This window comes from Microbacterium sp. KNMS (genome assembly GCF_053851835.1).
Genome location: NZ_JBSQBP010000028.1, coordinates 1 through 21333 on the forward strand (window position 1 = coordinate 1; position 21333 = coordinate 21333).

The window sequence follows — 21333 nt, forward strand, 5'->3', positions numbered from 1 at the left end:
ACCTTGTCGATCGCCAAGTGCGTGCTTCCTTTCGTAAGGAGAACCAGCACCCCTTACACACACCATTTGACACGCTCTGCCGATCACCCTGCACTGGCTGCTGCGACAGGTGCTCGGGCAGACCCGGTACCGCAAGCGCATCGTGAAGCCGCGCCCCGCGGGGACGCTCGCGCTCCCCGGCGACGCCGCCGCGCTACGCCAATACGAGGATCCGGAAACAAACGCGGTGATGGTGCACGACCCGCACGGGCAGACCCTCACCGTGCTGCTGGAGGTGACGCATCCCTCGTTCGTGCTGCTCGACCCGGGCGAGCAGGAACGCCGCGTCCACGCCTGGGGGCGCGTGCTCTCCACCGCGTCCCGATCGACGCGGATCGCCCGCCTGCAGGTGCTCGAGCGCACCGTCCCCGATTCCGGCACCGGGCTCGCCCAGTGGTGGGCGGAGCAGGGCCACGACGACGACTCCTGGGTGGCCCGCACCTACCGGGAGCTCATCGACCGGGCAGGCCCGGCCGGGGAACGCCACATCTCCACCATCTCCCTCGCCCTCGACATGCGCGCTGCCGCCCGCCCGATCCGCACCGCGGGCGGCGGCCTCCGAGGTGCCGCCGCCGTGCTGCGGCAGGAGATGGCCACCCTCACCACCGCGCTGCGCACCGCCGACCTCCACCCCTCCGACTGGTACACCACCGGCCAGCTCGCCATCATGCTCCGCAGCGCTTACGATCCCGCGATCGCCGCGACCCTGGAACGGGCAGGCGATATCGGGCAGGAACTCGCCGCCGCCGGCCCGGTCGCGGTCGAGGAGACCTGGGATCGGCTCCGCTCCGACAGCGCCCACCACGTGGTGTTGTGGATCAGCGAGTGGCCGCGCTCCCTCGTCTACCCGGGATTCCTCGCCCCGGTGCTGCTGTCCAGCGGGATCCGGCGCGCGTTCACGCTGCTGTGCGACCCGGTGCGCTCCGACCAGGCCGCCCGCGACATCCGGAAGAAGAAGACCGAGTACATCAGCGACGCCGCCCAACGGCAGAAAGTCGGGCAGATCGAAGACGCCCAACAGACCGCCGAATACCAGGACGTGCTCCAGCAGGAATCCGACCTCACCAGCGGGCACGGCGTACTCAGATACACCGGCCTCATCGCCGTGTCCGCGACCACCGCCGACGAGCTCGAAGCCGCCGTCTCCGCGATCGAGCAAGCCGCAATCCAAGCCTCCTGCGAAACCCGCCGCCTCGTCGGCCAACAAGCCCAAGCGTTCGTTGCCGCCGCACTGCCGCTGTGCCGCGGGATCTGATCAGGCGAGGCGGCCGCTCTCACGGAGCAGCGTGATCATCAGGCCGCCCATGCGCGAGTACAGATAGTCGTAGGCCTCTGTCGGTACCTGATGCTTATCCGTCTCGTGATGGCGGAGGTTGAAGCCGTTGCCGATGTTAGTCAGGGCGCGCATTTCGGCTTCGAGGAGCTCGCGGAACGGCTCATCGTTGATGTGCGCCAGGAGCTGCTGGGCGCTGGCCTTCTTGTTACCGGGAAATTCGATCGTCTTGAGGCGCTCGAAAGCGTCCCAGAGCTTCTCAAGGCCGAGCTTGCGGTCGCCTTCCCGGTAGGACATGAACAGGGCACGCGAATCGACGATGAGCTTGTCGAGTGCCGCGTCGCGGGTATTCGGGTTCAGGTCGGCGAGCACTCCGCGCACCTCCGGGGTGCCAAAGCGCTGGATCTGCAGCGCGTCGTCCATCTCGAAGGTCGCTCGGCCGCGCGAGAGCATCTGGTTGACTTCCTCCCGGAAGCTGCGACGCCCTCTCTTCTGATCGAACTTCAGCTCGTAATGCCGATAGAACGAATGCCAACCGTCCTGCTCGGGAAGACTGAGCCGCTGAGCCGCATACTCAAGCAGATCGAAAATGGCCTCGTCCGCTGAGCCATTGCTGGTGAGCAACGGGTAGCCAAGCTCGGGGATCAGGGCCTGCAGATCGACCGTGAGCGCCTCGACGTTGGTGCCGCAGACACCGTTCCCGTCCAGACACGGCTCCGGGAAGCGCTGCGCGAACCAGTCCGCATCGATCTTGCTCTGTACGAGGTTGAGCAGCCCCCGCCGGGTCGCGTCGGGAAGCTCGTCCTGATCTCGCGGCGGAGCTGAACCGTTGCGATCGCTGTAGAAGTCGAGAGAAGCCACGACCCTATTCTCCCAGCGCGGTGGACGGCATCCCGGTGGTTCCGTACCTGTTCGTCGATGACCTTTGACGAAAGCAGGCGCTCATGACTCCGAAGCCTCCCGGTTCGAAGAAGCTGTACTCCACCGTGCTCGTCGAAGACGGTGCCGGGCGTAGACAGCGCAAGGCTCGTGAACGCGCGGCCCGGCAGGTCGTCGCCCGCGACCACGCCGAGCAGCGCCGGGCCGTGAAAGAGAAGCTCGCGGCGGAGCGGGCCGAGGCCCGCTCGACGAACTACCTCCCCAAGGGCGGTGAGGCGGGGGCTGCGGCGTTGCGGTCGTATCGCGGGTTCCGGGTGCCTGCGCATCAGGACACGTCAGCGGCGCTGCGGGGCGCGTACCCGTTTCTCGCGGAGGGCGGGCTCGGCTCGCGCGGCGTGTTCATCGGGCAGGACATGTACTCGGGCGGCTCGTTCGTGTACGACCCGTGGGTGCTCTACCAGCGGGGCATCATCACCGCCCCGAACCTAGTGCTGGCGGGAATCGTCGGCAGCGGCAAATCATCGCTCGCGAAATCGCTCTACACGAGGCCGATCCCGTTCGGGCGGCGCGTCTACGTCCCGGGTGATCCGAAAGGCGAACACACCGCGGTCGCCGAAGCCGTCGGTGGGAAAGCGATCGTCCTCGGTCACGGCCTCCGCAACCGGCTCAACCCCTTGGATGAGGGGTACCGGCCGGGCGGGGTGACCGATAGCGAGTGGGCGGCGATGGTCGCCTCCCGCAGGCGGGATCTGATCGGGGCGCTCGCCGAGACCGTGCTCGAACGGTCGCTGTCGCCGTTGGAGCACACGGTGATCGATATCGCGTTGCAGGCGGTCGTGTCTCACGCGTCGGTGCCGATCCTCCCGATGGTCGTCGACCACATCCTCACCCCTGACCCGGGAGGGGATGACCGGCTGGCGGAGGACGGGCGGATGGTCGGGCACGCACTCCGGCGCCTCGTCTCCGGGGATCTGGCCGGCCTGTTCGATGGGCCGTCGACGGTGACGTTCGATCCGACGCTGCCGATGATCACCCTGGATCTCTCGCGGGTGGTAGAGAACTCGACACTGATCTCGGTGCTGATGACCTGCTCCAGTGCGTGGATGGAATCCGCGCTGCTGGATCCGAACGGCGGGCAGCGGTGGACGGTGTATGACGAAGCGTGGCGGCTGATGTCGCACCCGGCGTTGCTGAAGCGGATGGATGCGCACTGGCGGCTCGCGAGGCACTACGGGATCGCGAACCTGCTGATCTTCCACAAGCTCACCGATCTCGACAATGTCGGCGATCAGGGGTCGGCGATGCGGTCGCTGGCGAACTCGCTGCTGGCGAATGCGGAGTCCAGGATCATCTACCGGCAGGAGTCCGACCAGATCGGGGTGACCGCGAAAACGCTGGGCCTCACCGGCACCGAGCAGAAGCTGCTCCCGTCGCTGGGCACCGGGCAGGGGCTGTGGCGGATCAAGGAATCCAGCTATGTAGTGCAACACCAGCTCCACCCCGACGAGCTGGCACTCTTCGACACCCGCGCCCGGATGCTCTAGAAAACCTAGATGTTCCGGTGAATATTGACGGTTTTGGCGGGAACTTCCGCCCGTGCCGTTGTATTGGTGTGGGTGCGGGTGGATGTTCGAGGAACTGCTTCCTCTGCGACTGTACCGCGCCCGCCGGTGCGGGTGTCGTGAGGGCTCCGCGGGGGCGGGAGTGCCGCTGCTGGGTCGCGGGTGCATGGTTCGCCATCATCGACAATAGTTCAGTGCTTGCTGTATAGTTCAGTGCATGCTGACTATTGCTTCGCGTCTCGACGTCATGAACCGGCTGGGCCGGGCCATGGCGGACCCGACGCGCTCCCGGATCCTGATGACCCTGCTGGACGGCCCGAGCTACCCGGCCGTGCTCTCGCGCGAGTTGGAGCTGACGCGCTCCAACGTGTCGAACCATCTGACCTGTCTTCGCGACTGCGGGATCGTAGTCGCCGAGCCCGAGGGTCGGCAGACGCGCTACGAGATCGCCGACCCGCACCTCGCGGCGGCGCTCACGGCGCTGGTGGACGTGACGCTGGCCGTGGACGAGCACGCGCCGTGCATGGACGCCGAGTGCACGGTGCCGGGTTGCTGCGGGACGGGAGCGGGCGCGTGAGCGCGGCGTGCGGCTGCGACAAGCCGGAGACCCGGGTCGGCGAGGAGGCCGAGGAAGAGCGGGAGCGTCCGTGGTGGCGTGACCGCGGGATCATGGTCCCGGTGCTCTCCGGCGTCGCCTTCGGCACGGGCCTGGTCCTGGAATGGACGGGTGCGGAGATCCCGGCGCTGGTGGCGTTCTGGATCGGCCTGCTGCTGGGCGCGTCGACGTTCACGCCCGGCGCGATCCGCAAGCTGTTCAAGGGCAAGCTCGGCATCGGGCTGCTGATGACGATCAGCGCAGTGGGCGCGGTCATCCTCGGCTACGTCGAGGAGGCCGCGGCGCTGGCGTTCTTGTACTCGATCGCCGAAGCGCTGGAGGACAAGGCCATGGACCGCGCCCGCGGCGGGCTGCGGGCGCTGCTCAAGCTGGTCCCGGAGACCGCGACCATCCGGCGGGATGGCGCGTCCGTGGAGGTCGCCGCGAAGGATCTGGCCGTTGGTCAGCTGATGCTCGTGCGTCCCGGTGAGCGGATCGCGACCGACGGGATCGTCCGCACGGGCCGGTCGAGCCTGGACACCTCGGCGATCACCGGGGAGTCGATCCCGGTGGAGGTCGAGCCCGGCGACGCGGTGTCGGCCGGGGCGATCAACACCGCCGGTGCCCTGGAGGTCGAGACGACCGCGGCGGGCACCGACAACTCGCTGACCACGATCGTGGAGCTGGTCGAGCAGGCGCAGGCTGAGAAGGGGGACCGTGCCCGCCTGGCCGACCGCATCGCCCGGCCGCTCGTGCCCGGCGTGCTGATCCTCGCCGCTCTCGTCGCGATCATCGGCTCGCTGCTGGGCGACCCGGAGCTGTGGATCACCCGCGCCCTCGTGGTGCTCGTCGCCGCGTCGCCGTGCGCGCTGGCGATCTCCGTCCCGCTGACCGTCGTCGCCGCGATCGGCTCGGCGAGCAAGTTCGGCGTGATCATCAAATCCGGTGCCGTGTTCGAACGGTTCGGCGTGATCCGCCACGTCGCCGTCGACAAGACCGGCACCCTCACCCGCAACGAGCCCGCCGTCACCGCCGTCCTCACCACGGACAGCGTGACCGAGGCGCAAGCCCTGGCCTGGGCGGCATCCCTGGAGCAGCACAGCACCCACCCGCTGGCCGCCGCGATCACCGCCGCCTCGCCCGGAGCCCCCGCCGCCCTGGACGTGACCGAGCAGGCCGGGCACGGCATCGAGGGCACCCTCGACGGGGCCCGGGTCACCGTCGGCAGCCCCCGATGGCTGGACGCCGGGACGCTCAAGGACCAGGTCGCGGGCCTGGAGGAGCAGGGCATGACCGTCGTGATCGTGCACCGCGACGACGTCCCGGTCGCGGCGATCGGCGTCCGCGACGAGCTGCGACCCGAGGTCCCCGAGGTGGTCCGCACCCTCGCCGCCCAGGGCGTCGGGATGACCATGCTCACCGGCGACAACGCCCGCACCGCCCGGGCTCTGGCAATGCAGGCCGGGATCGAGGACGTCCGCGCCGAGCTGCGTCCCGAGGACAAGGCCTCAGCGATCGCCAAGCTCGGCGAGAAGCAGGGGTCGGTCGCGATGATCGGCGACGGCATCAACGACGCCCCCGCCCTCGCCGCGGCGGACATCGGCATCGCGATGGGCGCGACCGGCTCCGACGCCGCGATCGAGTCCGCCGACGTCGCCTTCACCGGCCACGACCTGCGCCTGCTCCCGCGCGCGTTCGACCACGCCCGCCGGGGACGGCACATCATCAACCAGAACATCATTCTGTCGCTGCTGATCATCACCGTCCTGCTGCCGCTGGCCCTGTTCGGCGTCCTAGGCCTCGCGGCCGTGGTGCTCGTGCACGAGATCGCCGAGGTGATCGTGATCCTCAACGGGCTGCGCGCCGCGCGCACCAGGAAGTCGATCGCGTGACCGCGCAGGGCACCGTCGTCGCCGAGGGGACGAGTCCGCCCTCCCCGAAAGGTCGGAGGGCACTCGGCGTCGCCCTCGCGGTCGCCGTGCTCGCCGTGGCCCTCGATCAGGGGTCGAAGGCCCTCGCTGTGGCGCAGTTGACTTCTGGCGAGCGGGTTCCGCTGGTCGGCGACCTGTTCGGCCTGTCCCTGGTCTACAACCCCGGAGCCGCGTTCTCGCTCGGCTCCGGGTCCACCTGGATCTTCACCCTCGTCGGCCTCCTCGCCGCCATCGCGGTAGTTGTGTTCGCTGTGCGGCTGCGTGGCGCGCGGTGGGGTGCCGCGTTGGGCCTGGTCCTCGGCGGCGCGGTCGGCAACCTCGTCGACCGGCTCCTGAACCCGCCCTCCTTCGGACAGGGGCAGGTCACGGACTTCCTCGCCTACGGCGACCTGTTCGTCGGGAACGTCGCCGATGTCTTCGTCGTCGCCGGTGTCGGCCTGGTCTGCCTGAACCTTCTCCCGCCAGGCCCGGACCGGGCGTCGAACGACGCGCGATTCGAGGATGCCGCATGAAGGTCGAGCTGCTGCACATTGTCGGTTGCCCGAACACGGACGTGGCCGAAGCCAACGCGCGCGCAGCACTGGACGCTCTTGGATTCAGGGCCGTGCCTGTCGAGCTGGTCACGATCCGGACCGAGGCCGAGGCGGTAAGCACCCGGTTCGGAGGCTCGCCCACGATCCTCGTCGACGGCGTCGACCTGTTCCCGACAGCACCGGTCCGCTCGCTCGCGTGCCGCGTCTACTCGACGGAAAGCGGATTCGCCGGAGCGCCTACGCAGGAGCAGATCGAAGCAGCGCTGCGAGGCGCGTCCCGGTAGAGCAAGAACGGGCTGTAGCGCGATCGATGGCGCACGCCTCACGGCACATCGGTGTTCGCCGCAGGGACCAGGAAACCCGGAAACACAGCGGAGAGGCAGGGCCATTGGCCGCTGCCCCTCCCGTGCTCGCAGTCCCTCGCAGTCCCTCAGACGAGCAGTTCCGCCAGCAGCGTTTCGACGCGACCTTTGATCTCGTCGCGGATCGGGCGCACCGCCTCGATGCCCTGTCCGGCGGGGTCGTCGAGCTTCCAGTCCTCGTACCGCTTGCCCGGGAAGAACGGGCAGGCGTCGCCGCAGCCCATCGTGATCACCACGTCGGAGGCCTGCACCGCCTCGGTGGTGAGCACCTTCGGCTGCTCGGCGGTGATGTCAATCCCTTCCTCGCGCATGGCTTCGACGGCCACGGGGTTGATCTGCTCGGCGGGCATGGACCCGGCCGAGCGGACCTCGATGCGGCCTGCGGCGAGGTGGCGGAGATAGCCGGCGGCCATCTGGGAGCGGCCGGCGTTGTGGACGCAGACGAACAGGACAGAGGGCTGCTGAACGGTCATGAACTTTGGCTTCTTTCAGTCGGTGAGGGTCGCGAGGAGGGCGCGGACGCGGGACTCGATGTCGTGTCGGATCGCGTCGACCCCTTGCGGGGAGGCGAGGGCGGGGTCGCCGACGGCCCAATCCTCGTAGCGGACACCCGGGATGATCGGGCACACGTCGCCGCAGCCCATCGTCACCACAACGTCCGCGGCGCGGACGGCGTCGTCGGTCAGCGGCTTCGGGAACGCATCCCGAGCCTCCTGCTCGCCTTCGATCTCGACGAGCAGGGAGCGCACGTGCGGGTGCAGGTCCGACGCCGGGGTCGAGCCTGCGGAACGGGCGATCACTCGGCCGTCGGCGAGCTGGTTGACGATGGCGGCGGCGAGCTGGGAACGGCCCGCGTTCTGCACGCACACGAACAGCACCTGCGGCACCCCCGAAGACCGATCCCGGGTGAGGTCGGCGAGGCGCTGGCGGGCGAAGCGCTCGGTCAGCGGGATCATGTGCTGCGTCAGCTTCGCCGACCGCACCAGGCCCGCGTAGGACTCGCGCACGATCGCGATCACGACATCACGATGCAGCCCGGTCAGCTCGTCGGCCAGTTCCTCGGCGAGCCGGGTCACGCGGGCGTCCATCTGCCGCAACGCTTCAACTCGCGCCTGAGCGTCCTCCGGCTCGTCGGCGACTGCCGCTGGTGCGAACGCGTCGAGGAGGGCCGCGACGGCGCGCTGCTTGCCCGGCGCGATCCGGTACCAGACCCACGTACTGCGCCGCTCGGACCGCAGCATCCCGGTCTCCTTCAACACCTTCAGATGGTGGGAGACGGTCGGCTGGGACACGTCGGCGAGCTCCGCGAGATCGCACACGCAGGACTCGCCGCGCGGGTCGGTCGCGATCGCGGACAGCATCCGCAGCCGCAGCGGATCCGCCAGCGCCTTGAGCGCCCCGGCCACAGTCGCAGCTGCGTCGGCGCCGATCGCGTGCATCGCGGAGGGCGCGCACGCCTCGGCGTCGGGAAGGACAGCAGCGTCGGTCATGACGTCCTCGATTCGATCATGGATTCGGTGGTGTAGGGGTCGGTGCGGAACCAGGCTTTCGCCGCCCAGAGCGAGACGTAGACCAGCCCCACCAACACGGGCACCTCGATGAGCGGGCCGACGACCCCCGCCAAGGCCTGCCCGGAGGCCGCGCCGAAGGTGCCGATGGCGACCGCGATGGCCAGTTCGAAGTTGTTCCCGGCCGCGGTGAACGCGAGCGTCGTCGATCGCGCGTAGCTCAGGCCGATCCTCTTGCCGAGCAGCAGCCCCGCGAACCACATCAGCCCGAAGTACACCAGCAAGGGAAGTGCGATCCGGGCGACGTCCATCGGCCGGGAGGTGACCTGTTCGCCCTGGAGGGCGAACAGCAGCACGATCGTGAACAGCAGCCCGTACAGCGCCCACGGCCCGACCCTCGGAAGGAACGTCTCCTCGTACCAGTCGCGCCCCTTCCGCTTCTCGCCGATCCACCGCGACGCGAACCCCGCGGCGAGGGGGACGCCGAGGAAGACGATCACATTCAGCGCGATCTGCCAGACCGAGATCTCCAGCCCTTGCGTGTCCAACCCCAGCCAGCCCGGCAGGACGGTGAGATAGAACCAGCCCAGCAGGGAGAACGCGACGACCTGGAACACCGAGTTGATCGCCACCAGCACCGCGGTCGCTTCCCGGTCACCGCAGGCCAGATCGTTCCAGATCACGACCATCGCGATGCAGCGGGCGAGCCCGACGATGATCAGCCCGGTGCGGTACTCGGGCAGATCCGGCAGGAAGATCCAGGCCAGGGCGAACATCACCGCCGGCCCCACGAGCCAGTTCATCACGAGCGAAGAGACCAGGAGCTTCTTGTCGCCGGTGACGGCGGCGACCTTGTCGTAGCGGACCTTCGCGAGCACCGGATACATCATCACCAGCAGGCCCAGCCCGATCGGGACCGAGATCCCACCGACCTCCATCGCGGACAGCACGTCGGAGAGCACAGGCACGAACCGGCCGAGGAGGAGACCGGCGACCATGGCGAGGCCGATCCACAGCGGCAGCCACTTGTCGAGGGTGGAGAGCCGTTTCGGTGCGGTGCGGGTCACGGTGTCGGTCATGCGAGCAGCTCCTCGATCTTCGTCGCGTAGACGGGCTTCGGCTGCGCGCCGATCAACACGTCCGCCCGTTCCCCGTTCCGGTAGAACCCGAGGGTCGGGATCGAGGTCACGCCGGCCGCGGTCACGGTCTCGGGGTTCTGATCGGCATCGACCTTCACGATCTTCACCCGGCCCGCGTACTCACCGGCGAGCTGGTCCAGGATCGGGGCGACCGCCTTACACGGCCCGCACCAGGCCGCCCAGATGTCGACCACGACGGGCAGCTCGGACTCGAGCACTTCAGCCCGGAACGTGGCGTCGGTGACGGGGGTGACGGTGCTCATGCGGAAACCTCCAGAACAGGTGCGGAAACGGTGGCGGGAGCAAGGTTCGACAGGTAGTGCTGGGCGTCCTGCGCGGCCGCGCAGCCGGTGCCCGCGGCGGTGATCGCCTGCCGGTACGTGTGATCGACGAGATCCCCGGCCGCGAACACCCCGGCCAGGTTCGTCCGCGTCGACGGGTGCGCGACCCGCACGTACCCGTCCGCGTCGGTGTCGACCTGGCCGGTCACGAGCTCGGAGCGCGGGTCGTGCCCGACCGCGACGAACACCCCCGTCGCGTCGAGTCTCCGCTCGGCCCCGGTGACGGTATCGCGCAGCGTGAGCCGGGTGACCTGCTCGTCGCCGAGGATCGCGGCGACCTCGCTGTTCCAGGCGACCTCGATCTTCGGGTCGTCCAGCACGCGCCGTGCCATGATCTTCGACGCCCGGAACTCGTCCCGGCGGTGCACGACGGTCACTTTCGACGCGAACCGGGTGAGAAACAGCGCCTCCTCCATCGCGGAATCCCCGCCACCGATCACGGCGATCTCCTTGTCGCGGAAGAAGAACCCGTCGCACGTCGCGCACCAGGACACTCCGTGCCCCGACAGGCGCTCTTCCTCGGGGAGGCCGAGCTTGCGGTACGCGGAACCCATCGCCAGGACCACCGCCCGCGCCCGATACGTCATCCCGGCACCCGTCTCGATGATCTTCACGTCGCCCTCGAGGTCGAGGCGAATCGCGTCGTCGTAGACGATCCGAGCGCCGAACCGCTCAGCCTGCGCCCGCATCGACTCCATCAACTCCGGACCCTGCACACCATCGACGAAGCCGGGGAAGTTCTCCACCTCGGTCGTCGTCATCAACGCCCCGCCCGCGGTCACCGAGCCGGCGATCACGACCGGGGCAAGCCCCGCACGAGCGGCGTAGACCGCTGCGGTGTACCCGGCGGGACCGGACCCGACGATGACCAACTCGACCTCTTGATTCGACATACATCTATATTGACTGATATCGAAGCAGGCGGCAAGTCGGCGAGACGCATCTCGGCGGGTGTTTGCCGAAGGTTCATCTTCTGGGGGTCACGCACTGTCGGCCGTGGTGTCAGGCGGGTCTGTGACGGTGCGGGCGTAGTGGAGGGCGGCCTCGATGCCGATGCCGAAGAGGTCGCAGATGCGCCTGACGTCTCCGCCGGTCTGCTCGACTTCGTAGAGAATCCGGTCGGTGCGCAGGGCCTGGGCTGTCACTCCGGCCTTCTTCCAGGGGAAGTTCCGGCCGGGCGGTGAGAGACGGGGCGCGGTCTGGACGGTGTCGAGCAGGTAGGGGTTCTTCGTTTCCGGCCAGCGCTGGGCACGGTGGTCGAGCCACGCGCTCAGGCGGACGCGGACAGGTTTCGCGAGCGGGATGAAGCGGCCGTCGGGCATTCACAGACGTCCGTCGATGATGTCGGTGAGTTGGATGTGCTGGACCTGCTGCGTGGTCAGGGCGTGGAAGGCGACGAGCGAGACGGCCAACGCGATCGCGGGGTCGGGATTGGTGAGCGCGTCGCGGATCGCGGTGGGTTCCATCGGCAGCGGGAGGTTGCGTCTGGGGCCGCGCAGCGGGATCGCATTTGTCGGGTCGATGAAGACCTGCTTGCGGCCGCGCAGGATCGTGAACAGGCTGCGGAAGCCGAGCATCATGGTGTGACGGCGCGAGGGGTCGTCAGGGAGGGCGGCGACGATGTCTTCGGTGCTGATCCCTGCGAGGCTGGTGCGCTCGTCTTCGACCCAGCGAGTGATCGCGGGAAGAATGCCATACATCTGGCCTTTGACGGTCATCGTGTCGCGGGGCTGACGGCGCGGCGGGGTCTTGGAACCGTCGACCATGATGTCGCGCCAGAGCTCGAGCTGGGATCGCATCGGCTCAGGAAGGGCGTGAGTCTTGCGTTCGAAGAGCGTGGTGAACGAGGGCCCCCGATCGTCGATGAGCAGCCCCGCGTCTTCGAGGACTTCGATGGTGGAGCGCATGTTGCTTCCGCCGTCGTAGCTGCGCATCGCGAGGATGTCAGAGGCGCGAAAGCGCAGATTCGCGCCGGGGAACACCAACTGCAGGACCTTCAGGGTGCGCCTGACCTGGTTGGTCTGTCGCTTGCTCCATGCGTACTCGCGGGCGCGGGCGTAGAGGAAGTGGTCGGTGCGGCTGGTGATGTCGCGCAGCCTGATCTCATTGGAGCGCTGACGGAGGCGTTCGGGGTCGGGGTCGATAGGAAACAGCACCGGCTGGTAGCTGGCGGGAACCGGCGGCGGCGTGTTGATGACTTTGAGCGCTTCGCGGATGCTCATCGCCATCGGCAGGCGGAGTTCTGCGGGCCGGCGGGAGTCGTTCATCGAGGCGAGGAAGAGCTGCTGGCCGTACTTGCGGGCCGCGTCGAGGTCGAGCGGTTCGCCGGGCGTCTGGTGGTAGCGGGCGGTTTCCAGGCAGAGGCGGCAGTAGCCCTGCTCACCGATGGTGACCTCGCGGTGGCAGGAGACACACTCGCCCTGCGGGTAGTGCGTGAACCACCAGCGGCACTTCCAGCACCGCCAGTTGCGTTGCCGGTAGACGCCCCAGGCGAGGCAGTCGCGGCAGGAGCCGATGAAGCCGGGGCTGCCGGGGTGACAGTGGGCGCAGAGCCCTTGGCTGTAATACTCGGCCGATCCGCACTTGCTGCACGCCGGCGGTGTGAACGGGCCGCCGGGGATGCAGTCGTAGCAGAAGTCGATTCGGGGCGTGAGCCACGCGGCCGGCTTCACCCCGCACGCAGTCCAGGGCAGCGGCGGACTCAAGGGTCCGTTCGGGCCGCGTGCCGGACTCATAGCGGTGGCGCCGGCCGATCGTTCTTCGGGCCGAACCGGGGCGCGACCATATTCGTGCTCCCACTCGCTTCTACCCGCCGACGGGCGCCGGGCTTGCGGGCTCGGACCTTCTCGGGCTCGGGCACGAGAAGATCAGTCGGCTCGCAACCGAGGACATGGCAGATGACGTCGAGATCGTCCAGCCGGATCGTGGTCGGGGTGCCCGTCCACAGCCCGTCAGGATTCTCGACAAGCGGTAAGTCCGTTACAGCGGGCGGGCGGAGCGCACCTGAGAGACATGAACCTCGGTCAAGAAGATGCGGCTATAGAGACAGCCAAAGATCCGCGGAAACACGCCAATCCCAGCGAGGCGGGAGGGGCGTCATGAGTCTCTCTCGGGAGGAGCTGGTGCGGAACATGATGGCTCTCGATGACGGGCTGCGGGAGATTGGCCGCAGGTTCGGGAAGCACGTGTTCTTGGCGGATGCGGATCCGGTCACGTTCGGGGCCGGGCACTACGTGTTCACCCCGATGGCCGGCTCCTCGCCCCGGCTGGCGATCACCGAGCAGTACACCGGCACCGACTGGTCTGATGATGAGCGCGTCCCCACCTCCTGGACGTGGGAGTCCGAAGCCTGCCTTGCCGAGCCTCGCGGCCGGTATCCGTGGGTGACGTTCGCCGAGGGCGAGATCGCGTCGGCCGGCTACGAGCGCCTGATCGTGATCGCGGAAGGCTGGGCCGGCGCGATCTCCGAGCTCGCCGAACGCGAAGCGACCCTCATCGTCGAAGTGACCGAGCGGCCAGAGCCGGGACGGCCGGGCGCGGGTCGCACCTTCATGGCATGAGCCTTCCACGTCGCCGCCGTACGCAGCCCCAGCCGACCACCCCAGCCGACACGCCACGGACAGTGGTGGTGCCTGCGGTGTTGCCGCAGATTCTGCTCGAGGCGGTGAGCGCGGACACGCTGATCGTGACGGTCAACGGCGACAAGCTCGCCGCGACCCCGATCCGCCGGGACGCGATCGCGCAGACCGTCACCGAGCTCGTCGCCAGGCTCGCGTCCCCGACGCGGGTGGAGGTGCGAGAGCTCGATGGCAGCATCCAGGCCGATGTCCTCACCCCGCCCGCACCGCCTTCCCCGTTCGCCCCACCCGAGAGTCCGTCGCAGGGGATGCCACTGTCGAGCTTGGTGGAGTTCACTGCGGACGGGTTCATCGCCGGGGAGGATGTCGCGGTCGCGGTGATCCTGCGGCACGCCTCCGCCGACCACACCGGAGGTGTGCGGGCGCTCCTGGATCGGGGCGAGGCGCCGAAGCCTGCCGGGGAGGTGCTGCTGTTCGGCCGGATCTCCGGCACCGCCTCCGTGCAACGCATCGACTAACCCAGCAACCCGCTTCGACCAGACCCCGCTGTCTGCCGCCGCACCTGCCTCCTGACCCCACCCACCGTTCAACCCCTGGGGTCGGGAGGCAGGTGCCGTATGTCTGGGCCGGTGCAGGCGAGGCCTGCCAACGACGTCTTCATCAATCTCGCACTCGGCGCCCTCGTCGCTGCCGCCGCGTTCACCGGGCTGCTCCGCCTCGCAGGCACCGTGGCCGCGTTCCTCACCGGCCTCCCCGAGCCGTCGGGCGGGTTCACCTCCGGACTCGGCGTGCTCGCCACCCCGCTCGACCCGGGTGCGGCGCTCGGCGCGGACGGGCTGAACCCGATCCTGTACTGGGCGGTCGTCGCCGCCTTCCTCCTCACCCTGGCCGGGGCGATCCTGCTCGTGGTGCGGGCGATCCTCCGCGCAAGGTCGACGGTAGATCCGCACCGGCTCGCGGGAACGGCGACCGCGGCCGAGGTCGTGAAGGTCGCCTCCCGGAAAGCGCTGCTGCGGAAGGCGTCGACGCTGCGCCCGTCACTGAACGGGACGGTGACGCCGGAGCAGGTCGGGTATTTCCTCGGGCACGGCAAGGGCGGGCAGGTGTGGGCGACCGTGGAGGACTCGATCCTCCTCATCGGGCCGCCGCGTGCGGGTAAAGGGTTCTTCGTTGCCGTGAACGCGATCCTCGACGCCCCGGGCGCGGTGATCACGACGTCGACGCGGCCGGACAATCTCACCGCGACGATGCAGGCCCGTGCCCGGAAAGGGAAGGTCGCGGTGTTCGATCCGCAACAGCTCGCGCCGGGGCTTCCGGCGGGGATGCGGTGGTCGCCGGTGCGCGGCTGTCAGGATCCGCTCACGGCGATGATCCGCGCGAAAGGCCTCGCCACAGCGACCGGGTTCGGCGGCGTGCAGGACGCGGGCTTCTGGGAAGGGAAAACGACCGCCGCGATCCAGTGCCTCCTCCACGCCGCCGCCCTCGACGGCCGGGACGCGCGCACCCTGTACCAGTGGGCGCTGAACCCCACGCTCGCCGCCGACGCGGTCAGGATCCTCTCCTCCCACCCCGCAGCGGCCGACGGGTGGGCCGACTCGCTGGACGCGATGGTGCAAGCCGACCCCCGCACCCGCGACTCGATTTGGCAGGGCGTGTCCCTCGCGTTCGCCGCGCTCGCCGACCCGCGCGTACTGGACGCGGTCACCCCGGCGGGTGGGGAGGAGTTCGACCCCGAAGAGTTCCTCACCGGCAACGGCACCCTCTACTTGCTTGCGACCGGGGCGGGGGCGGGGGCGTCGGCGGCGCTCGTGGCCGCGTTCATCGAAGACCTCGTCGAGACTGCGAGGAAGATCGCGGCCCGCTCACCCGGGGCGCGCCTCGACCCGCCCCTGCTGCTCATGCTGGACGAGATCGGAAACTTGAGCCCCTTGCCGTCGCTGCCGACGCTGATGGCCGAAGGCGGGGGTACCGGGATCACTCCGGTGCCGGTGCTGCAGTCGCTCGCGCAGGCGCGGGAGAAGTGGGGTGAGAACCAGGCGTCGGCGATCTGGGATGCGGCGATCGTGAAGATCATCCTCGGCGGCGCCTCCAACTCCCGCGACCTGCAAGACCTCTCCACGTTGATCGGGGAACGGGACGAGACCACCGACGCGATCACGACCGACGCCTACGGCGCGCACTCCAACCAGCGATCCATCCGCAGGGTGCCGATCCTCCCGCCCGACATCCTGCGAACCCTGCCGTTCGGCACCGGGGTCGTGATGCTCCGCACCGCACGCCCGATCATCACCCGGCTGCGCCCCTGGACGGCCCGCCCCGGTGCGAAACAGCTCCGCACCGACCGCGCCGAGATCGAGCAGACCCTCCAGCACGGTTCCACCCCCAGCCCGGAGGCCACGGATGGTGCTGACGGTGACGAGGAGGCGTAAGTCTCTGGTGGGGGTCGTACCTGCCTGGTGACCCCGCACCACGGCTGCGGGGCGCGAGGCAAGGAGTGAAGCTGATGGCCGACGAACCGCAGGATCAAGCCGAGGAGCAGCAGCGGCAGAAGAAGCCGCTGTGGGGGTTCATCGCTTCCGACCCGGAGCTGACGTTCACGAGCAAAGGCGATGCGCGGTTCTATGCCCGGATCGGTGAGCCGCAGTCCCGACGCGAGGAGGACGGCTCGTTCACCGAGCTCGAGCCCGACTTCGGTGATCTGGTGATGTACCGCAAGTCCGCCGAACGCGCGTACGAGAAGTTCCGCAAGGGCGACAACTTCATCGCCGTGGCCGAGAAGCGCGAGTACACCAACAGTGAGGGCCAGGAGCGCGAGCAGTACGTCGCGTCCCGGATCGGGCACGACAACAACACCACGAACTACACCGTCGATCGTCGCCGCCCCGACCGCGACAGCCCGCAGCACGACACCCCCGCCCGGGAGATGCAGCAGGCGCTCGCCGAACGCGAAGCGCAGCTCGACCCCGACACGCCCCAGGCCGCCACGACCCCGGCCGTGCAGCGGGAAGCGGTCGCCCGCTGACCCGGGTGCGGCAGCCCGCCCCGCGACTCGGCCGGCTGCCGCACCCGCCCCTCATTGCAGCGCCACGCGCTGCCCTTCTTTCTCGTTCACGCGTTTGGAGTACCTCTGATGAATACCGACCCCACCCCGCCTGCCGGGGGCGACGCCCCGCCTGCTGGGGGCGACGCCCCGGCTGATGGTGCCGACGAGGGGCTGCCGCCGGATGTCGCGGCGACAGCCCGAGAGGTCGCGAGGCAGGCGTACGCGAACGACATCGCGAAGACTCTCGGCGCTGTCCCCAGGCCGATCAACTGGCGCACGCTGCCGCCCGGCGATGTCGAGCATGAGCTCCTCGAGCTGAACGCCTGGGTCGACTGGCTCCGCCACACCTACGGGCTGCCCGCCCAGGTCGTGCCGCCGATGTGGCACCGGCACCCCGAACTCCTGTGGGAGCTGTCGGCGCTCAGGCAGCACTGGCTGTTCTGCTTCGACCCGCAGGCCAAAGGCAACCAGGCCCTCGCCTGGCACCACGACTTCGCGATCGCGCGCGAGCGCCTCCGCGACTGGGTCACGATCTCCGGCACCCGCCTCGACCGCGACCGCGCCACCCGCATCACCGAGTGGCCCGGCGGTGAAGCCGAAGACTGGGAGGCTCCCGACACGACCGAGCGCACGGTCACGAACCGCACCGAGGACTTCCTCGCGTTCGTGGAAGAGCAAGTACTTGCACGTCGGGCGGAGCAGAACGCCACGATCCGAGAGATCACGAACCTCGAGTGGCGGGAGCAGCCATGAGCGACGAGCCAGCCCTGACCTCGCCGCTCCTCGATAGTCACGAGGTGGCCGTGCTCCTCAAGGTATCGGAGTCAACGCTGTCGCGGTGGCGGGCAGATGAGAAGGGGCCGCCGTTCCTCAAGTTGGGAGGCATCACCCGGTATCGGCTCGACGCAGTCGAAGCCTGGTTGGAGTCGCTGAGCCATGAGCGGCCCTGATAACGGCCTGCCGCCCATTCCACCGATCGGGGTGAAGGTCGCCACCGACCTGGAGTACCGACGATCAGGCATCCGCGCTCGGGCGAGATGGACAGACCCCGAGACGAAGAAGCGGATGGTTCGTGCACTCGTCGTTCCGGACGAAGAAGCGGCCGAGGAGTTCTTCCGAGGCTTGCAGGCCTCGGCAGAGACCGGAATCGACCGGCGTATCTCGCTGTCGGAGTACGTCACCTTTATCGGCGACCGTTGGATGCGGGGCTTGGATCCCACCTCCACCGTGGACGGATACAAAGTCGGCCTTCGCTTGCGCGTCCTGCCGTCCCTGGGCCATCTCCCGATCTCGCAGATTACGGCAGGCATGATCGATCGCACGATCGATGACTGGGAAACGCGCTGCTCCGCGTCGACGATCAAGAACACAATCGCACCGCTCGTGCGCGTGCTCGATGAAGCAGTCCGCGACGATGTCATCCAGAGCAACCCCGCCCGCCAGCGTTCGCGTCGCAGCCTAGGCAAGACCGCCCTCACCGTCGTCGAGAACGACACGTCACCGCGAGTACATGCCCTCAAAGATCTTGCGACGCTCACTACCTTGGCGAATGCCTGCGGCAAGGTTCACCAAAGCTACTCAGACTTCGTCATGCTCTGCGCTCTCCTTGCTTCCCGAGGATCCGAAGTTGCAGGGCTACAGGTCGGCGACGTGGACTGGGATCAGCGGATCGTGACGATCCGGCGCCAGACTTTCCCCGGCTCCGGTGGGCTGGTCACGAAGCAGACCAAAGGGCGCGAGATTCGACACGTCCCGATCCTGCAGCCCCTCGAGCCTGTCCTCCGACGTCTTACCGCTGGTCGCGCGCCGGATGAGCGACTCCTCACCGGGCCGCGCGGAGGCGTCCTCACGACCGCTACCGTTCGCGACGCCACGAAGTGGGATGCGGTGGTCACGGAACTCGGTTTGCCGAACCTCACTCGGCACGGCCTGCGGCACACCGGAGCAACCTGGCTCGCCGATGCGGGCATCCCTCTGCATGTGCTGCAGGGGATCCTCGGGCACAAGTCTTTGGAAACCACGCGAGGGTATCTGCACCCCGACACCCGGCACCTGGCGGACGCCGCCGCACAGGCCAACGCCTTCCTCAGCAGCCAAGGTTCCACGGGTGTTCAACATCCGGTGCGGGACTCCCGTGCGCCCTCGATCAGCTGAAGAAGGGGACGGGATCATGCCCTCTGGTCCCGGTTTGGTCCCGGCTCGTCGTAGACGGCGTTCTCGGGCCGGCCGCTGGACGACCGTCACGGAGCGAGCAGAGGTCTACATAAACCCCTCCAGCGAGACGACGAAGCCCTGGTGAGATTTACCATCTCACCAGGGCTTTTCTGTCGGGATGACAGGATTTGAACCTGCGACCCCCTGACCCCCAGTCAGGTGCGCTACCAAGCTGCGCCACATCCCGTTGTTCACTTTTCAGACCGAAACAGCCCACTAACCCACTTGACCCCCAGTCAGGTGCGCTACCAAGCTGCGCCACATCCCGTAGCCCGCGCGGACGCGGACAACTCGAACAGTCTACCGGGTCGAACGAGGTGCCGCGAACCCACACGACCGCCGCGTGTGTCGGCGGTCGGGGGTAGCGTCGGGGCATGGCTGAGATCACGACGGCGCCGGCCACCACAGCGCAGTGGCACGACGTGCAGAGCGCCCTCACGGGCGGCGGCGACGGCCGCAGCTGCCAGTGCATGTGGCCCGTGCTTCCGAACAAGGAGTGGCAGACCACGTCCGTTGACGAGCGCGAGCGCATGCTGCGCGACGAGATCGACGCCGGTCCACCCCCGGGCCTCGTCGCCTACGCAGATGGCCGGGCCGCCGGCTGGGTGCGCGTGGGCCCGCGACCGGCGCAGCGGCGCGTTCTGCGGTCGCGCATCGTGAAGTCGGGAACACAGGAGCCTCTGGAGGACGACGGCGTCTGGGCCATCACGTGCTTCTCCATCCGCCGCGAGCACCGCGGCCAGGGCATCACGCGCGCGCTGCTCGACGCGGCCGTCGACTATGCACGGCGGAACGGGGCGCGCGTGCTCGAGGCGTACCCCATCGACACGGACTCCGGGCGCGAGACGCGGTCCAACGACCTCTACGTCGGGGCCCTCTCGACGTTCGCGAATGCGGGGTTCAAGGTCATCGCGCACCCGACCCCGTCGCGAGCCGTGGTCGCTCTGCGCCTCTGACCGCCCTGCGGCGAGCGCGCCGTACGATGGACGGATCATGAGCGAGTCCGTTCGAATCGACGTCTGGCTGTGGGCGGTGCGCGTCTACAAGACCCGGTCCGCGGCGACCACGGCGATCCGCGGTGGACACGTGCGCGTCAACGGCGACCACGTCAAGGCGGCCTACGCCGTGAAGGTCGGCGACGAGGTGCGCGTGCGCATCAACGGCTTCGATCGGATTCTCGGGGTCCGCGGGATGCTCCAGAAGCGCGTGTCGGCGCCACTCGCAGCAGAGGCGTATGAGGACCGCACTCCCCCGCCACCGCCTCGTGAGTTCGTCGCGCCGATCGTCACACGTGACCGTGGCGCAGGCCGCCCGACGAAGCGCGAGCGACGAGAGATCGACAAGCTGCTCGGGCGCGGCTGAGCACCGAGATCAGTCCAGCTGCTCGAGGAGCCAGCGCGTCCCCTCGACCGCCGCGCCGACCTCGTCCAGCCGCCGACGCAGCTCCCGATCGCTCGTGACGACAGTGAGCCGCAGCCCCGACGCCACCATCGCCTGGGCACGACGGACGATCTCGTCATCGCCCGAGCCATCCGCGGAGAACACGCGCACACCATCCGCATCCTCGACGCCGCGCGCAGCGCCTTCGACCACCATCGCGAACAGCGGAAACCACCGCATGCCCTCGAGCCCCAGCGTCGGTGCCTCGAGACCGCGCTCGGCCAGGCGGGCGATGCGGTCGCGCAGGCGGGCGGCGGCGCCCTGGCGGTCGCGCCACCATCCGTCGGGCACCGCGCCGACGACGTTCGCCGCGTCGACGAGCACAGCCGGACGGATGTCCAGACGAGCACGCAGATCGGGCCACGCGGCAGCGAACCCCGGATGAAGCGGCAGCGCGTCGACGATCGCGGGCGGCACCCACGCGAGCTCGAGGCTCTCAGGGTCGCTGATCACGGGTTCGAACGGATCGGCGACATCGGCGACGACGGTCGTGTACCGCCAGATGCGGGCATCGAACACGTGCGTGAAGCGCGGGACGATCGCACCGTCCGGCACACCCGCCTCCTCCTGAGCCTCGCGGACCGCGCCTCGCAGCGGGCTCTCGCCCTGGTGCAGCGCGCCGCCCGGCAGGGCCCAGGTTCCGCCGAAGTGGCTCCACCCGACGCGGTGCTGCAGGAGAACACCGCGCGCGGGATCGACGGCGAGGAGCCCGGCAGCGCCGAAGCGGCCCCAGTAGCGCGTGCCGTCCTCTGCGACCACCCACGCGTCACCCGGGTCGCGCGGGCCGTCAGGCCGTCGCGGCTCACCGGGCGCGGGAGGTTCGATCGTCACCCTTCCAGCCTCGCATATGCCCGCGCGAGCCGGATCACGCGCAGGCGCCGCCATCCGCCGTTGAC

General features: G+C 68.9%; 24 protein-coding genes, 1 tRNA gene and 1 pseudogene. 15 read left to right on the forward strand and 11 right to left on the reverse strand.

Going from position 1 to position 21333, the window contains the following annotated elements; genetic code table 11:
- Nucleotides 1-76 precede the first annotated feature (76 nt).
- Nucleotides 77-1294 (forward strand): annotated as a pseudogene (locus ACWXWW_RS15295) (SCO6880 family protein); the annotation flags it as partial.
- On the opposite strand, the gene ACWXWW_RS15300 reads toward ACWXWW_RS15295, so the two are convergent.
- Nucleotides 1295-2173, reverse strand: a complete 879-nt coding sequence (locus tag ACWXWW_RS15300) for a hypothetical protein (protein WP_455970719.1) — start codon at nucleotides 2171-2173, stop codon at nucleotides 1295-1297.
- An 83-nt stretch (nucleotides 2174-2256) separates the two neighbouring features.
- Between ACWXWW_RS15300 and ACWXWW_RS15305 the strand changes: the two genes are divergently transcribed.
- The 5 genes from ACWXWW_RS15305 to ACWXWW_RS15325 all read left to right on the forward strand — a co-directional run bounded on the left by ACWXWW_RS15305 (nucleotide 2257) and on the right by ACWXWW_RS15325 (nucleotide 7096).
- The gene (locus ACWXWW_RS15305; protein ID WP_455970721.1) at nucleotides 2257-3735 is read left to right on the forward strand and encodes an ATP-binding protein; all 1479 of its coding nucleotides are present in this window, start codon (nucleotides 2257-2259) and stop codon (nucleotides 3733-3735) included.
- A gap of 235 nt (nucleotides 3736-3970) precedes the next feature.
- Entirely contained in the window at nucleotides 3971-4330 is a 360-nt protein-coding gene (gene cmtR, locus ACWXWW_RS15310; protein WP_017883886.1) for a Cd(II)/Pb(II)-sensing metalloregulatory transcriptional regulator CmtR, read from the forward strand.
- Nucleotides 4327-6240: a heavy metal translocating P-type ATPase gene (locus ACWXWW_RS15315; RefSeq protein ID WP_230767177.1), complete on the forward strand. Its 1914-nt coding sequence runs from the start codon at nucleotides 4327-4329 to the stop codon at nucleotides 6238-6240. Before cmtR ends, ACWXWW_RS15315 begins: the two co-directional genes overlap by 4 nt.
- On the forward strand, nucleotides 6237-6791 hold the full coding sequence (lspA, locus tag ACWXWW_RS15320; RefSeq protein ID WP_024356154.1) for a signal peptidase II: 555 nt from the start codon (nucleotides 6237-6239) through the stop codon (nucleotides 6789-6791). The genes ACWXWW_RS15315 and lspA overlap by 4 nt, the downstream gene beginning before the upstream one ends.
- Complete coding sequence (locus ACWXWW_RS15325) at nucleotides 6788-7096, forward strand: hypothetical protein (protein ID WP_200116587.1); 309 nt, start codon at nucleotides 6788-6790, stop codon at nucleotides 7094-7096. Before lspA ends, ACWXWW_RS15325 begins: the two co-directional genes overlap by 4 nt.
- 146 nt (nucleotides 7097-7242) lie before the next feature.
- Here ACWXWW_RS15325 and ACWXWW_RS15330 read toward each other — a convergent pair whose 3' ends face one another.
- The 8 genes from ACWXWW_RS15330 to ACWXWW_RS15365 all read right to left on the reverse strand — a co-directional run bounded on the left by ACWXWW_RS15330 (nucleotide 7243) and on the right by ACWXWW_RS15365 (nucleotide 13109).
- Nucleotides 7243-7647, reverse strand: a complete 405-nt coding sequence (locus tag ACWXWW_RS15330) for an arsenate reductase ArsC (RefSeq protein ID WP_200116588.1) — start codon at nucleotides 7645-7647, stop codon at nucleotides 7243-7245.
- Nucleotides 7648-7662: 15 nt separating this feature from the next.
- The gene (locus ACWXWW_RS15335) at nucleotides 7663-8664 is read right to left on the reverse strand and encodes a metalloregulator ArsR/SmtB family transcription factor (RefSeq protein WP_054683714.1); all 1002 of its coding nucleotides are present in this window, start codon (nucleotides 8662-8664) and stop codon (nucleotides 7663-7665) included.
- Nucleotides 8661-9761, reverse strand: coding sequence for an ACR3 family arsenite efflux transporter (gene arsB, locus ACWXWW_RS15340; protein WP_054683717.1), 1101 nt, complete (start codon nucleotides 9759-9761; stop codon nucleotides 8661-8663). Before arsB ends, ACWXWW_RS15335 begins: the two co-directional genes overlap by 4 nt.
- Entirely contained in the window at nucleotides 9758-10084 is a 327-nt protein-coding gene (trxA, locus tag ACWXWW_RS15345; protein WP_054683720.1) for a thioredoxin, read from the reverse strand. The genes arsB and trxA overlap by 4 nt, the downstream gene beginning before the upstream one ends.
- Nucleotides 10081-11055, reverse strand: a complete 975-nt coding sequence (gene trxB, locus ACWXWW_RS15350; protein WP_200113641.1) for a thioredoxin-disulfide reductase — start codon at nucleotides 11053-11055, stop codon at nucleotides 10081-10083. The genes trxA and trxB overlap by 4 nt, the downstream gene beginning before the upstream one ends.
- Nucleotides 11056-11142: 87 nt before the next feature.
- Complete coding sequence (locus ACWXWW_RS15355; RefSeq protein WP_200113639.1) at nucleotides 11143-11484, reverse strand: hypothetical protein; 342 nt, start codon at nucleotides 11482-11484, stop codon at nucleotides 11143-11145.
- Nucleotides 11485-12834 carry a hypothetical protein gene (locus ACWXWW_RS15360; protein WP_200113638.1) on the reverse strand — a complete coding sequence of 450 codons (1350 nt, stop codon included), beginning with the start codon at nucleotides 12832-12834 and terminating at the stop codon, nucleotides 11485-11487.
- Nucleotides 12835-12893: 59 nt separating this feature from the next.
- Entirely contained in the window at nucleotides 12894-13109 is a 216-nt protein-coding gene (locus ACWXWW_RS15365) for a helix-turn-helix domain-containing protein (RefSeq protein ID WP_082406262.1), read from the reverse strand.
- Nucleotides 13110-13293: 184 nt separating this feature from the next.
- Here ACWXWW_RS15365 and ACWXWW_RS15370 point away from each other — a divergent pair, with 184 nt between their 5' ends.
- From ACWXWW_RS15370 to ACWXWW_RS15400, 7 genes are all read left to right on the forward strand, one after another.
- Nucleotides 13294-13722, forward strand: a complete 429-nt coding sequence (locus ACWXWW_RS15370; RefSeq protein ID WP_230767182.1) for a hypothetical protein — start codon at nucleotides 13294-13296, stop codon at nucleotides 13720-13722.
- Complete coding sequence (locus tag ACWXWW_RS15375) at nucleotides 13719-14258, forward strand: hypothetical protein (RefSeq protein ID WP_156366505.1); 540 nt, start codon at nucleotides 13719-13721, stop codon at nucleotides 14256-14258. Before ACWXWW_RS15370 ends, ACWXWW_RS15375 begins: the two co-directional genes overlap by 4 nt.
- A gap of 99 nt (nucleotides 14259-14357) precedes the next feature.
- Complete coding sequence (locus ACWXWW_RS15380) at nucleotides 14358-16169, forward strand: TraM recognition domain-containing protein (RefSeq protein WP_082406263.1); 1812 nt, start codon at nucleotides 14358-14360, stop codon at nucleotides 16167-16169.
- A 74-nt stretch (nucleotides 16170-16243) separates the two neighbouring features.
- Nucleotides 16244-16762: a single-stranded DNA-binding protein gene (locus tag ACWXWW_RS15385; RefSeq protein ID WP_082406264.1), complete on the forward strand. Its 519-nt coding sequence runs from the start codon at nucleotides 16244-16246 to the stop codon at nucleotides 16760-16762.
- Nucleotides 16763-16870: 108 nt separating this feature from the next.
- Nucleotides 16871-17536: a hypothetical protein gene (locus ACWXWW_RS15390; RefSeq protein ID WP_082406265.1), complete on the forward strand. Its 666-nt coding sequence runs from the start codon at nucleotides 16871-16873 to the stop codon at nucleotides 17534-17536.
- Nucleotides 17533-17733 carry a helix-turn-helix transcriptional regulator gene (locus ACWXWW_RS15395; RefSeq protein ID WP_054683737.1) on the forward strand — a complete coding sequence of 67 codons (201 nt, stop codon included), beginning with the start codon at nucleotides 17533-17535 and terminating at the stop codon, nucleotides 17731-17733. The genes ACWXWW_RS15390 and ACWXWW_RS15395 overlap by 4 nt, the downstream gene beginning before the upstream one ends.
- Nucleotides 17720-18937: a tyrosine-type recombinase/integrase gene (locus ACWXWW_RS15400; RefSeq protein ID WP_200113635.1), complete on the forward strand. Its 1218-nt coding sequence runs from the start codon at nucleotides 17720-17722 to the stop codon at nucleotides 18935-18937. Before ACWXWW_RS15395 ends, ACWXWW_RS15400 begins: the two co-directional genes overlap by 14 nt.
- A gap of 173 nt (nucleotides 18938-19110) precedes the next feature.
- Here the strand turns inward: ACWXWW_RS15400 and ACWXWW_RS15405 are convergent.
- Nucleotides 19111-19184: transfer RNA gene (locus tag ACWXWW_RS15405), tRNA-Pro, on the reverse strand.
- A 187-nt stretch (nucleotides 19185-19371) separates the two neighbouring features.
- Here ACWXWW_RS15405 and ACWXWW_RS15410 point away from each other — a divergent pair.
- Nucleotides 19372-19953: a GNAT family N-acetyltransferase gene (locus ACWXWW_RS15410; protein ID WP_455970727.1), complete on the forward strand. Its 582-nt coding sequence runs from the start codon at nucleotides 19372-19374 to the stop codon at nucleotides 19951-19953.
- Nucleotides 19954-19990: 37 nt separating this feature from the next.
- A complete protein-coding gene (locus ACWXWW_RS15415) occupies nucleotides 19991-20359 on the forward strand; it encodes an RNA-binding S4 domain-containing protein (RefSeq protein ID WP_271173372.1) in 369 nt (122 codons plus the stop codon).
- A gap of 9 nt (nucleotides 20360-20368) precedes the next feature.
- Here ACWXWW_RS15415 and ACWXWW_RS15420 read toward each other — a convergent pair whose 3' ends face one another.
- Nucleotides 20369-21268, reverse strand: coding sequence for an NUDIX domain-containing protein (locus ACWXWW_RS15420; protein ID WP_455970729.1), 900 nt, complete (start codon nucleotides 21266-21268; stop codon nucleotides 20369-20371).
- Nucleotides 21269-21333 lie beyond the last annotated feature (65 nt).

What these genes read in the sequence shown, in the direction of transcription:
- ACWXWW_RS15305 (WP_455970721.1), top strand. Translation starts at nt 2,257, where the DNA reads ATGACTCCGAAGCCTCCCGGTTCGAAGAAGCTGTACTCCACCGTGCTC.
- cmtR (WP_017883886.1), top strand. Translation starts at nt 3,971, where the DNA reads ATGCTGACTATTGCTTCGCGTCTCGACGTCATGAACCGGCTGGGCCGG.
- ACWXWW_RS15325 (WP_200116587.1), top strand. Translation starts at nt 6,788, where the DNA reads ATGAAGGTCGAGCTGCTGCACATTGTCGGTTGCCCGAACACGGACGTG.
- ACWXWW_RS15330 (WP_200116588.1), bottom strand. Translation starts at nt 7,647, where the DNA reads ATGACCGTTCAGCAGCCCTCTGTCCTGTTCGTCTGCGTCCACAACGCC.
- ACWXWW_RS15335 (WP_054683714.1), bottom strand. Translation starts at nt 8,664, where the DNA reads ATGACCGACGCTGCTGTCCTTCCCGACGCCGAGGCGTGCGCGCCCTCC.
- arsB (WP_054683717.1), bottom strand. Translation starts at nt 9,761, where the DNA reads ATGACCGACACCGTGACCCGCACCGCACCGAAACGGCTCTCCACCCTC.
- trxA (WP_054683720.1), bottom strand. Translation starts at nt 10,084, where the DNA reads ATGAGCACCGTCACCCCCGTCACCGACGCCACGTTCCGGGCTGAAGTG.
- trxB (WP_200113641.1), bottom strand. Translation starts at nt 11,055, where the DNA reads ATGTCGAATCAAGAGGTCGAGTTGGTCATCGTCGGGTCCGGTCCCGCC.
- ACWXWW_RS15355 (WP_200113639.1), bottom strand. Translation starts at nt 11,484, where the DNA reads ATGCCCGACGGCCGCTTCATCCCGCTCGCGAAACCTGTCCGCGTCCGC.
- ACWXWW_RS15370 (WP_230767182.1), top strand. Translation starts at nt 13,294, where the DNA reads ATGATGGCTCTCGATGACGGGCTGCGGGAGATTGGCCGCAGGTTCGGG.
- ACWXWW_RS15375 (WP_156366505.1), top strand. Translation starts at nt 13,719, where the DNA reads ATGAGCCTTCCACGTCGCCGCCGTACGCAGCCCCAGCCGACCACCCCA.
- ACWXWW_RS15380 (WP_082406263.1), top strand. Translation starts at nt 14,358, where the DNA reads ATGTCTGGGCCGGTGCAGGCGAGGCCTGCCAACGACGTCTTCATCAAT.
- ACWXWW_RS15385 (WP_082406264.1), top strand. Translation starts at nt 16,244, where the DNA reads ATGGCCGACGAACCGCAGGATCAAGCCGAGGAGCAGCAGCGGCAGAAG.
- ACWXWW_RS15390 (WP_082406265.1), top strand. Translation starts at nt 16,871, where the DNA reads ATGAATACCGACCCCACCCCGCCTGCCGGGGGCGACGCCCCGCCTGCT.
- ACWXWW_RS15395 (WP_054683737.1), top strand. Translation starts at nt 17,533, where the DNA reads ATGAGCGACGAGCCAGCCCTGACCTCGCCGCTCCTCGATAGTCACGAG.
- ACWXWW_RS15400 (WP_200113635.1), top strand. Translation starts at nt 17,720, where the DNA reads ATGAGCGGCCCTGATAACGGCCTGCCGCCCATTCCACCGATCGGGGTG.
- ACWXWW_RS15410 (WP_455970727.1), top strand. Translation starts at nt 19,372, where the DNA reads ATGGCTGAGATCACGACGGCGCCGGCCACCACAGCGCAGTGGCACGAC.
- ACWXWW_RS15415 (WP_271173372.1), top strand. Translation starts at nt 19,991, where the DNA reads ATGAGCGAGTCCGTTCGAATCGACGTCTGGCTGTGGGCGGTGCGCGTC.